At 27.1% G+C, this 12,410-nt stretch carries 9 protein-coding genes and 2 tRNA genes; 3 read left to right on the top strand and 8 right to left on the bottom strand.

Annotated elements, in window-relative coordinates; all coding sequences use genetic code 4:
• Nucleotides 1-138: 138 nt before the first annotated feature.
• From MCJ_RS03540 to MCJ_RS02700, 5 genes are all read right to left on the bottom strand, one after another.
• Complete coding sequence (locus MCJ_RS03540) at nt 139-1,302, bottom strand: restriction endonuclease subunit S (protein WP_012751757.1); 1,164 nt, start codon at nt 1,300-1,302, stop codon at nt 139-141.
• Between the two features lie 367 nt (nt 1,303-1,669).
• A complete protein-coding gene (gene pfkA, locus MCJ_RS02685; RefSeq protein ID WP_012751759.1) occupies nt 1,670-2,638 on the bottom strand; it encodes a 6-phosphofructokinase in 969 nt (322 codons plus the stop codon).
• Between the two features lie 70 nt (nt 2,639-2,708).
• Nucleotides 2,709-2,784, bottom strand: a tRNA-Lys gene (locus MCJ_RS02690).
• Between the two features lie 3 nt (nt 2,785-2,787).
• A tRNA-Leu gene (locus MCJ_RS02695) sits at nt 2,788-2,873 on the bottom strand.
• A gap of 77 nt (nt 2,874-2,950) precedes the next feature.
• Entirely contained in the window at nt 2,951-3,454 is a 504-nt protein-coding gene (locus MCJ_RS02700; protein WP_012751760.1) for a dUTP diphosphatase, read from the bottom strand.
• Between the two features lie 62 nt (nt 3,455-3,516).
• Here MCJ_RS02700 and ylqF point away from each other — a divergent pair, with 62 nt between their 5' ends.
• From ylqF to MCJ_RS02715, 3 genes are read left to right on the top strand one after another with little or no spacing between them, the layout of a single operon-like run.
• Entirely contained in the window at nt 3,517-4,314 is a 798-nt protein-coding gene (gene ylqF, locus MCJ_RS02705) for a ribosome biogenesis GTPase YlqF (protein WP_012751761.1), read from the top strand.
• Nucleotides 4,315-4,340: 26 nt separating this feature from the next.
• The gene (gene smpB, locus MCJ_RS02710) at nt 4,341-4,775 is read left to right on the top strand and encodes an SsrA-binding protein SmpB (RefSeq protein WP_012751762.1); all 435 of its coding nucleotides are present in this window, start codon (nt 4,341-4,343) and stop codon (nt 4,773-4,775) included.
• Nucleotides 4,760-5,407 (top strand): thermonuclease family protein, encoded by a 648-nt coding sequence (locus MCJ_RS02715; protein ID WP_012751763.1) that lies wholly within the window; start codon nt 4,760-4,762, stop codon nt 5,405-5,407. Before smpB ends, MCJ_RS02715 begins: the two co-directional genes overlap by 16 nt.
• Before the next feature lie 76 nt (nt 5,408-5,483).
• Here the strand turns inward: MCJ_RS02715 and MCJ_RS02720 are convergent, their stop codons facing one another.
• From MCJ_RS02720 to MCJ_RS02730, 3 genes are all read right to left on the bottom strand, one after another.
• A complete protein-coding gene (locus MCJ_RS02720) occupies nt 5,484-8,426 on the bottom strand; it encodes an AAA family ATPase (protein ID WP_012751764.1) in 2,943 nt (980 codons plus the stop codon).
• 162 nt (nt 8,427-8,588) lie between these two features.
• Entirely contained in the window at nt 8,589-10,163 is a 1,575-nt protein-coding gene (locus MCJ_RS02725; protein ID WP_012751765.1) for a hypothetical protein, read from the bottom strand.
• A gap of 161 nt (nt 10,164-10,324) precedes the next feature.
• The gene (locus tag MCJ_RS02730; RefSeq protein ID WP_012751766.1) at nt 10,325-12,376 is read right to left on the bottom strand and encodes a S8 family serine peptidase; all 2,052 of its coding nucleotides are present in this window, start codon (nt 12,374-12,376) and stop codon (nt 10,325-10,327) included.
• Nucleotides 12,377-12,410 lie beyond the last annotated feature (34 nt).

Consider the following 12,410-nt stretch of genomic DNA (forward strand, 5'->3'; position numbering starts at 1 on the left):
TTTATAAACCAAAACGATTTTTAAAGTTATAAATATTTTTATTTATAAAATTTTACCATTTTTTGCTATATTTTAATTTTTTTTCTAAGAGTTACTACAAATTATTTATTATATTTTGTTAATTAAAAATGATAAATATTAATATATTATAAACATTTTATCTAGCAATGATGTTTTAATAATTTCAATTTTTTGCAATTTTAATTCATATAAATTTAGCAAATTGTCGATGTTTTTAAATAATTTGGCTATTTTTTGTTGTTCTTCAAAGTCTCTAGAAAAGCTTATAAATACTCTAGAAAGTCGATGTTTTTGAAGGTTAGTTAGTGCTGTTCCAAGTTTTAAGGAAGTTATAAAATCTTGCTGATTTTTTAAATTATAAAACAAAAAATAAGTATCTAATTTAACATTTTGCAACGTATAATTGTGACCACCAGATCAAAATTTTTGCTTACTAAAATTAACAAAACCAGTTGAGCCACCCTCTGCAATTAAAATTGTATTTTCTTCGGTATTAAACTTGTTGTAATAACCTGAAGGTTCAATACCACCATTTCAAACAGGATATTTTCCATTTTTTACAAAATCATTTCGATTGACTTGCTCACCTTTTTTGATACTAGCTAATTCTGCTAAAATGTTTATTTTTCACAAAGAGTTGTAATCTTTAAAGCGAATTAGTGGTTGGTTGGTTGGTTGGACAAACATTTTGTTTAACAAAATATTTTTGATTGATTCCAGCTTAGTAATTTTTGCTTGATAAGTGTTTAAAATCCTATTTAATTTTCGAAAAAAGTTACCAATAAGTTGCTGTTCTTCCAAATCAGGAACTAGTGTTGTAATGTTGGAAAAATCAGTTTTATTTACTATTTGAAATAAGGAGCCTGCACCTAAATTTTGCATAGATTTTGTTCAATTAAAACTGTCTATATATAAAAAATAAGGATCATAAAATTTGCTTGGGGTCAGCGCTGTAAGTGCTTGATTTAGTGCGCTTTTTTCTAAAATTAAAGTATTTCTACCCAAAATGGCAACAACACTACACAAAATAGAATTTGCTGGCACCACCTTTGCAACTGCTACTCCTTTTGTTGAAAGTTTTTTCTGAGTATCTATTGTGATATCACTTTTAATATCTAAAATGTTAACTCACATCAAGCCTTTTTTGGCATAGTATTCAGCAATTTTAGTCGAAGGTGTATTGCCAGCTATTATTGTGCCAATTTCAAATAATTTCCTATGTCTTCAAAGACCAAAATGGTTTCTAAAACGAATTTTTGGTTTTAAACTTTTCTCCATCATAATCCTTTTAATTAGTTATTTTTGGGCATACTAACTAAGATTGCAAAGTAAAAATCATCAAATAAAGTACAGCAACTTTTTATACAACCTAAAAATTATTAATAAAAAGTCTTTATAAACTTCCAGTTACTAGATTTCTAATTATTTATTTTGACTTTGATGACTCAAACTATAAATTTTAAATAAAAAGCACTCATCAAAAAGTTTAGATAAGTACCCTCAAATAGAATTGTTATTTGGAAATGCTTTGCATTTGAAGCAATTTTGCATTAGCTTTTTTAGCAGCTTTAGAAGTTTTTAATCTTCTAGCTTCTCTTTTTTTAGCCATTTCTAATCTTCTAATTTTACGCATTTTAAATCCTTTTTGTTATGTTTGATTAATTTTATTATATTTTTCTACTAGAAAACTGCTATTTGCATTTTTAGTTGTAAAAACTTCTTTGAGTGGAACCTTTTCTATTTTACCATTTAAGTGGCCAACTGCAAAACCAGATTCACCATTAACTATTAACTCAACTGCATATACACCCATTTGAGCAGCAAGGATACGTTCAAAAGCTGATGGCCTTCCTCCTCTTTGCAAGTGTGCTAACTCAACATGTTTAGTAACAAAACCTGTTGAGCTTTCAATATATTTGGCTAGTGCTTTTAAATCATCAATTACATATTCACTTACATTAATAATGACATTAGATTTACCTTTTGCAAATTGTTGTTTAACAATTTCTACTATTTCTTCATCTGAAGGTCTAAAAGTATTTGTAATAATAATTTCAGAACCAGTTGCAATTCCAGAATAAAGAGCTAAATCCTGACAATGTCGACCCATAACTTCTACCAAAAAAACTCTTTTATGAGAAGCTGCTGTATCTCTTAATTTATCAATAGATTCTACAATTGTATTTAGTGCAGTGTCAAAACCAATTGTGTAATCTGTAAATTGAATATCATTGTCAATAGTTCCTGGTAAACCAATAACTTTAACCCCTAGTTTATGTAATTTATAGCCACCTTTGTATGTTCCATCACCACCAATGACAACTAAAGATTCAATTCCTAACTCATCAAGAATTTCTTTTGCTTTTTTTTGTACTTCAAGCTCGCGAAATTCCACAAAACGAGTAGAACCAATCACTGTTCCACCTAATGATCCAATGGTGTCATAACCAAATTCTTTTGCTGACTTAATATTTTTATTAATAATCCCACTGTACCCGTTAAAAATGAAATAAGGCTCAATATTATAGCTAATTGCAGCTTTGGCAACCGCTTTTAAAGCACTATTCATTCCGGGTGAGTCCCCACCAGAAGTTAAAATACCAATTTTTCTAACCATGATTGTCCTTAAAATTTAACTATAAACTATAAAAAAAGCAAACTAATTAAAAGCTGGTCATTTAATGAAATGGTACGCCCTAGAGGATTTGAACCTCTGACCCAATGATTAAAAGTCATTTGCTCTACCTGCTGAGCTAAGGGCGCACTTGGTGCTCGAGACTGGACTTGAACCAGCACGGGATTGCTCCCGAGGGATTTTAAGTCCCTTGCGTCTACCATTCCGCCACTCGAGCTTGATTGGCTTTTAAGTAATTTGCAATAGTTAATTATATATGATTTTTAATTTTTCAAAATAAAAAATATAATTTTTTTAATAATTGTTTTTAATTCTCTCTAAATTTGTGCGATATTTTTTGTCATAGGCATCAAAAATAATCTCTTCATCCCAATTTAATATCTTAATAAAACCTAAAAAGTAATTAATTAATTCTTTTAAAATATCCTTGTCTTTGTGCAATAAAAACTCAGATGACAACACAAAAACCTTTTTAAATTGATTATTAATGTCATAGTTTTCAACTTGTTTGGGTTGAAAATTATGACCCAGCTGAAAATGCAGTGATGCTGATGTTAGAAAATGAATAGCATCGGCATATTCTTCGATGATCTTATCAGTGTTATTTTTTTTATTAATTTTTCAATATTTAAAACTTTCTATTTCATTTGCAAACTCGGCAATTTCAACAATTGCAGCAATGATGACTTGATCTTCTCAAACAGCATTTTCCTGATTTATTCTACCATGTTTGCTAGTATATTCTGTAAAAGCTAAATCCAATTGTTTTTGCTTTTCAAAAATAGTTTTTAAATTCATAACACAATATTATAACATTTATATATAATTTAAGTATGATAATTAATTGATTTCCTGGTCATATGGCCAAAGGTTTAAACCAAATTAAAGAAAAAGCCATTCTAGCAGATCTTTTTGTAGTAATTCTCGATGGTAGGGCACCGCTTTTAACTTATAATAAGGATTTTGATAAAATTGCACCTCACAAACCAAGGTTAATACTAATTAGCAAAATAGATGTTAGTGATCATCTTAAATTAAATAGAATAGCAAAGCAATTAGCTAATGAAAATACTGATGTTCTGCTTGTAAATCTAAAGTTAAATAGTAGTAAAAAATTAATAATGAAAAAACTTGATATGTTTTTTTACCAAAAACAAAAAAAACAAGCACACAAAGGTTATGTAAACTCAGATTTAAGAGTTTTTGTTGTTGGCATGCCAAATAGTGGAAAATCTACCCTTATTAATTTATTAACCGGTGCAAAATTAAAAGCTGCCAATAGCCCTGGAATTACAAAAACTAATCAATGAATTAGCAGTGGTAGATTTATGTTTTTAGATACCCCAGGTATTTTATTACCAAAACTAGAAAACCAAGAAGATGCCTTTAAATTAGTAGTAATTTCGGCAATTAAACAAGAAATTTTTCCTTTAAAATTCTTGTTTAATAGGACCTACAAACTAATATCAAATGAATATCCAAACTTGATTAGCGATTTAGCTCTTAGACCTAGTCAAGATGACAATGAAATTGATTTAAATCTAAAAAAATTGGCCAAAAGTAAAAATTTTAGCACAGCAAAAGAAGACTATGATTATAATAGAGCTATGAATTGGTTTGTCAACTACATAAAAAATGCAAAAATCACACTTGATTAAAATAGTTTAATTTTGAAAGGTCAACAATGAAAATTATTAGTAATAATAAAATTGCCAAGTTTGATTACCAAATTCTTGATGACTACGTTGCCGGAATTTCACTTTTAGGTTGAGAAGTAAAATCAATTCGGGCAGGACAAGTTAATTTAAGAAACTCTTTTTGTTATTTTAAAGATAATGAACTCTTTGTCACTAATATGCACGTCAGTGAATATATGAATGTCAAAGGTGATCCTACAAGATCGCGAAAATTACTTTTAAAAAGAAGCCAATTGAATAAATTGCTAAAACAAAAAACTCAACAAAAATTAACTATTATTCCTTTAAATATTGGTTGAAAAAATGGAAAAATTAAACTAACAATTGCACTTGCAAAAGGAAAAACTAAATATGATAAGCGCCAATCTATTAAAGAAAAAGATGAAAAAAGAAAGATTGAAAAACTATGAAAAAATTATTAGCTCCATTAATGTTTTTATTTAGTTTATCACTAGCTAGTTGTAGTCCACTAAACTCTGTAAATCAGCAAAAAGTCTGTAAAAATGAAGAAAAAGTAGATTTTATTAATAATCAGAATTTACCCTTTGTTTACAAAGCAACTCGAATTCAAGTTGGTAATAAATATTTAACAAAAGTAAAAAGTGTTTACGATGGTGATACTTTTACCGATTATGTTGGAAACAAGATTAGACTCTTTGGTATTGATACTCCAGAAATCAAAAATACTAAGAAAAGTAGAAAATTAGATCCAAAATTAGCTAGATTGTATGCTGAAAAAGCAAAAAAGATTCTCAGAGATTATATTGAAAACTCAACTGTAGAAATTGAAGTTGTAGCCAAAGATGATTATGGAAGAAATGTTGCAATTATTAGAAAAAATGACCAAATAATTAACCTCATTTTATTAGCGCGCGGACTAGCAATCATGCGTTACTTTGATATCGATAATAAGAAAAGTAAATACTACCAACCAAATTACAAAAAACTTTATAATACCTTTAAAAGCGCTGAAGAAAACGCTAAAAAACAAAAGTTAAATGTTTGATCTCAAGACGATATTAACAAAATATATGTCTTGAAGAAAAATAGCTAACTTATAAAAATTAAATATTAAAAAAAGAGATCTTTTAAATCTCTTTTTTTAATATTTGTAAAACTGTTGGCCTAAATTATTGCATTTCATCTTTTAGCAGTGATTTAGCTTTTGACAACTCGATAGAGAAAATAGAGGTAACACCACGTTTTTGCATAGTTACACCTAATAATTGTTCCACACGAGACATTGTTCCATGACGGTGTGTAATAATTAAAAACTGGGTATTTTCTTTGAGTTGCTTTAGAAATTCAACATAACGAATAACATTAGCCTCATCAAGAGCTGCTTCAACCTCATCTAAAATACAGAGTGGAATTGGTTTAGCTTTGATGATCGAAAAGAGCAATGAAATTGCAATAATTGCTTTTTCACCACCAGAAAATAGTTTTAAATTCTTAATAGTTTTTCCAGGAGGCTGCGCACTTATTTCAATTCCAGAATTTAAAATATCATTTTTGTCACTAAAGAAAATTTTCGCTGATCCACCACCGAACATATTTTGAAATACTAGGTTGAACTCAGAATTAACTAAATCTACTACCTCAACAGTTTTGTTAATAATAATTTTATCTAAATCACTAATAGCTTCCAAAATCTTACTCTTAGCGGTTTCAAGTTCTTCATGATGAGCTTGGAGTTTTTCAAAACGTTGTTGTGTTTCTTGAAAATCATCAATAGCATCTAAATTAACATTACCAAGAGCTTTAATTTCATCATTTAACTGTTTAACAAATTTTCGAGCATCACTAATTTCAATATCTAAAATGTAATTTTGGGAAGCTGCCTCAAATGTAAGATTATATTTTTGAGTAAGACGAATATTAAGGTTATCAAGGATAAGCTCAACTTTATTTAGATCGTTTTTCTTCTCATTTAAAGCATTATTGGTCTTACGTTGTTGATTACCAAGTTGCTGATTTAAAATAGATAATTGATTAATTTGTTCATTAATGCGATCTAATTTTTCATTTTGTGTTTTTAGATCAATTTCTAAAAAAGAAATTTTATTTTCTAGTTGTAATTTAGCTTCAAAACTTTTTTCAATGATGGAATCAGAATCATTGTGCTGTGATTGAATATTTAAATATTCTTTATTTTCTATTTGAATTTTATAAAGTTTATCTTTTAATTCAGAAAGGCTAAAATTTAAATTGCTTAACTTAATATCTAAATTATTAATATTAGTAGCAAGCTCGGAAATTTCAGTTTCATTTTTGTGCTTAATAAGATCTAATTCTTGTTCTTTTTTATTGTAAAATTCAATTTTGCTCTTTAATTCATCAATTTGAAATTCAATGTTTGTGCTTGATTCTACTTTTTGGCGATGACCACCTGTAATTGTTCCACTTGGGCGAACAATATCACCTTCTAAAGTTACAATTACATACTTAAAATCGATAATTTTAGCAATACGATTAGCATTTTCAATATTATCAACAACGATAATAGTTGCTAGCAAAAAATCTACTAAATTTGTATATTTTGGTTCGCTAGATATTAAATTATAAGCTATATTTATAAAGCCTTTTTGGCCTCTTAAAACTAACATATGAGTCTCGTGAACGTAGCGTGGTTTAATAGATGTAAGAGGAATAAAAGTAGCAGTTCCACTCATGTTTTTCTTTAAAAAATTAACAGCTTCAACAGCATCTTCAGGTTTTTCAACTACAATTTGTTTGAGAGCAGGACCTATAGCTGCTTCAACAGCGTTTGCATATTGCGAATCATACTTAATTAAGTCAGTAACTAAACCACAAAAACCAGAAAATAAAAAACTATTATCGATAATTGTTTTAGTACCTTTTGACAAAAAGGCTTTAGTTTCAAGAACTTTTTGCAATTGTAAAATTTGAGCTTCATTTTTTGAACGCTCAGAAATTAATCTTCGAATTGTACTTTCAATTTCAATACGTTTATCATTATATATTTTATATTGTGATTGTTGTCTGGTTTTTTGATCATTTATTGTTAAAATTTGGCTATTTGTATTCTTAATTCGTTCTTCAATTTGCACATATTCTCTTTTAAGTGCCGCAATTTTTTGTTCAAAATTAACTTCGATCTCACCTGAGAGAACCATTTCTCGAAATTTTTGTGCTTTAGCTTCTTCAATATTGATGTTATCTAATTCTTTTTTAATTTCGTAAATTTCGCTTTTAATATTACTGATTTTCTTTTCTAAATCTTGTTTAATATTAGTGTTTTCAACAATAACTTGCTGATTTTTTTCATATTCAAGATTATTGCTATTATCATCTTGAGAAAGAACACTAATTTCTTGTTTTAAACTTGTTAATTTAGCATTATAATCGTTTAAATCGTTTACAATAAGAGCAACTTCGACTGATTCAAGTGCACTTGATTTTTCAAGATAAATTTTAGCGTTTTCTGCTTGTTTTTCAAGATTTTTACTTTGACGTTCTAATTCACGAACTTTAATTTCAATTTTTTCAATTGCTGTTTTTGTTTGCTCTAATTTAGTTAGTGCTTCTTGTTTGTCTAATTTATATTTAGCAGTACCGGCAACCTCTTCAATAACAGCCTTTCTTTGCTCTGGAGTTGCCTCTGCAATTTCACTTATAGTACCTTGAGAAATAATAGCAAGTGATGACTTAGAAATACCTGCATTAACTGCTAAATTACGAATGTCTTTGTAACGAACTGGTTGGTCATTGTAGAGATATTCATTACTTCCTTGACCTCGTTTTAAAACCCTTGCAACTGTAAAAACACGTGAAGATTCATCTTCAAGTGATTTGTCTTCAAAAGTTAAGCGCACCATTGCTTTATCAAGAGGTTTAACAGTTTTTGAACCAGCAAAAATAACGTCATCCATGTTAGAACCACGAAGTTGTTTAACTGATTTTTCACCCAAAACCCATCTTATAGCATCATTGATGTTAGATTTCCCTGATCCATTTGGACCAACAATTCCAACGACAGAACCATCAAAAGCTATGCTTACAGGATCTGCAAAAGATTTAAAACCTTCTATTTCAATTTTTATTAACTTCATAGTAAATCTACCTAATTTGTGATTATATAATTATACTATTTAAATAAAGAAAATATATAAATTTATAGATTAATCAAAGAAAAAAATGACTGTATTTTAGCAATAAATACAGCATTTTTACTTATAGAAAATTAAAACAAAAAATATTTTTCAAAAAAAATTTTAAGAATTTGTAATTTCTTGATAAATTTTTTCAAACTCATCTAAGGTCTTAATTTTTTTAAACTCAAAATTATTAGCTTTTATACTAGGTTGTAAATTAATTTTTACATATATGTGCAAACGGTCAATATCTCGATAGAGAGGAGAATTTGCTAAATCACCACTAAATAAATCTCGATAATTGTAAGTATAAATTATGACTTTATTATTTTTTTCATCAAGTTTTCAGTACAAAAATTCATCATTGTAAATTTGTTCGGTATGTTGGTTATACAAAACAAAATCATTAAATTCAACTTTATCGTTGACTAAAAAGTTAGAATCTGGTGTAAATAAATTGGCTATATGAAAAGCTTGAGCTCACCAAATATTTCCAGCAGTATTATCAACTATTTGCTTAGCATCTTCATAATTTTTAATAATTTTATCTTCGAATAAAGAAGGGTTAATATTTTCGTAGCCAGAATCTATATAAAGATGAGTATAATTTTGATTTAATAATGATTGAATTTTATTTTTTTTAGAAATAAAATTAGTAAAATCATCATAGCGATTTGTTGAAAAAAGTGCATTATTTAAAATTAAATCATCAGAATTTTTAAAATGTATTTGCTCAATTTTAGGTGTTTTAGTGTTGAGTTTTGGTACTCACTTTGCAACTAAAAATATCTCTTGTTTATTGGATTGATATGCTTCTGGAAAATTAGGTACTTTTGGAATTTTTTTCTCATTTTTAAGTTCTTGGATATTTTCATAGCTAAAAGGAACTTGATGAGGTATTGGATTTATATTTCACTCAAAATAATTGTTAAAATCCTTGTTAAATGAGTAAAAAACAATAGCTCCATTTTTTTCTACTATATTAAAAGGTCACAATGATTGGTCAACTGTGGTTCTGTTTGCAAATATTGATTCTCAAAATCCATCACCTTCTTTAATATATACAATTAAATCATTTGTCTTAAATTTATTAGCATCTATTTTTGAGTTATAAACTGCACCATTAAGTTGGAAAAATTTTAAATTTTTATCTTCAAAAATTGCATTATATTCATCAATATTTTGTACTACAAAAAAATTATCTCGCAGTTTATTTGTAATTAAATTAGCATCCACTTTTGTAACAAACATGTCATTACCAAAATTGAGTTCATACACATTTTTATTAAAATACCAATTTGAAGCATAAAAATTTCAAAAAAAATTTTTAAAATAAACATCAGATGTTAAATAAGGAAATTGTTTTAAAAGTTTTTCAACTTTACCAGGATGTTGTAAGAAAATATTTGTTCATTTTGGGTTTTTAAATCAGTAATAATCTTCAAAATTAAAGGGTCATGGCCGGTTTTGGGTTTGTGATTCTTTATTAATAATATTTTTAATTGATTTATTAAGATCGCCATATTTTTGATTAAAATCGTAAATCATAGAATTTGTTGGTGAGATTATTTTTTTATTTGTTGGTGAGATTATTTTTTTATTTATTTTAAGACTGATAACAAGTCCAATAGTAGTTATGATTGTTATTGGAGTAAAAATTCAAAACAATAATTTAAATTTGTTGTTGATTTTCATAGTGTTTTCCTAATTATTAATAGTAAAAGATAATGCTAAATTATCATCAATAGAATTATTAAATAATGCTGAACTATACTGTTTAACTTTTAATCTATAATTTCCATCTTTAGTTGCAGTATATTGTATCAACTCAATATTTGAATTTACAGATTTACCAGTTAAATTATGGATAGGTACTCACTGCCATTTTGTTTGTACTCCAAAAATAAATCATAATCACTAAATAACCGATTTTTTTGCTTTGAAAATGCATCAACTTTATCAGGTGTTTTATTTAGAAATTCTAAAATATCATTTCCAGAAAAAGCAAAATATCAAAATTGAAAAAGTTTAAAATATCAATTGTTAAATCTTTTGTCATTTTGTAAATTTTTTTGAATACCTGCATTAAATAATCAAGCTAATGAAGCTTTAATTCGATCACCTTTTTTAAGTTTAATTTCCTGAGTTGTATAAACAGTGTCATCACTATTCTTAGGACTAACGTTGATAGTTTTTAAATTTTTAATAGCTTTTTCAATATTTTTGTAGTTAATTAAACCAGCACCAGTTGCATTTTTAAAGCCACTAGATTTAGTTTCTTCACCTTTTAATAGTTCATTTCAATAGGCTGAATCTTTATTATATTCTGTTAATACTTGTGAACTTGAAATTTTATTATACTTTTCATCTAATTTTTTTGAATAATTAGATATTTTATTTCAATCTAATTTACTATCAATAGCAGATGACGTAATTAATGACATGATAGAGGAAATAATATTCTTCCTGTCGTTTAATTGCGGGTATTTATCAAGTATTTTTGCAATAATACCTGTAACTATTGGTGCAGAAAAACTAGTTCCGCTATTAAAACTTACATAATTTTTTGATATATCTACTATATTTTCACCAGGAGCTACAATTGTTGGTTTGAGCAAACTAGCTAGTGCATTTGGTAGTTTTCTATTACTAAAATATGAAGGAATAAAACTATCTTTGCTTCCATATGAAGAACCAACAATGATTGAATTTATTGATGATTGATTGCCTGTTATATATCCTGATACAAAATTACTATTTGTTGAATTGTCTTTATTGTGACCATTTCCTGCTGCAAAAATGTTGATAACTCCATATTTTCTAGATAAATAATCTAAATAAAAAATATAATCAGTATAATAACCATAAACATTTTTTAGTGAACTTTTCTTATCATTATTTTGAAAAAAATCTGTAGAACCGAGATTTATTAATTCTTCCAAAACAAGATTGAAACCATAACTATGGTTAATGACATTAAAATTTTTATCGATAATAAGCGATTCAAACAATTTCATTCATCATGCAGAATCACTTAAGCCTGATATATTTGCCAAAAATATGGGTGAAGAACTAGCAAAACCTCTTTTTCCACCTATTATTGAAGACACTAAAATTGCATGATCATTGTTTAGATTTTTCTTGCGATTTAGTGGTAGATTATTATATTCAGAAAAGTCATATTGAGTGATATTTTCTTTGTCAATTTCAGCTTGTTTGATATCGTCATCACTCAATTTTAACTTCATATCTGTTTCTAATATACCAATTTTAGTACTACTTTTATTGTTATTTTCGTTGTAATCAACAATTTCTTTTTCTAATTTTAAAAATTGATCCCTAATATTTGTAGTTTGGTTTTGAACACTTTTATATTGGAGTTTAATAGGTTGTGTTGTCCTTTGATCTTGAATAATTAAAGAAATAAAATCCAAATTGTTCAAAATTTTCAATGCCTTATCTAAAAATTTTGGCTCAATTTCTAACCATATAATTGGTGACAAACGACTCAAATAGAAATCTGACAAAACTATGTCATTTTCATAAATCTTGTGCTTAATCAAATTCATATAATACTGATTTTGCTTACTAAATAATATGTCATCTTCATGGATTGTACTTTTGGCGGATGGAATTGAATAATCTAAAAATATTTTTAAACTATTTCTTACATCTTTTGTTGGTTGAGTAGAACTGTTTATCGAAGAACTACTATAAAGTGAGCTATTATTACGAATAATCACTTTGTTATTAGTTTTTTTAAAATCTAAAAATGCAGATTGTAAGGGAGTCAAAGTTTGCCTAAAATTTGTGCTATTTACATTAAAAATAATATATGTTGATGATAGCGTGGCAATAGTGGCAAATGTAAAAAGTTTGAAAAATCATTTTACTTTCTTTATTTTCATATCACCTCAAATTTTGTTAATTTTAAAATATGTA

This window comes from Mesomycoplasma conjunctivae, from assembly GCF_000026765.1.
Classification (GTDB): Bacteria; Bacillota_I; Bacilli_A; order Mycoplasmatales; family Metamycoplasmataceae; genus Mesomycoplasma; species Mesomycoplasma conjunctivae.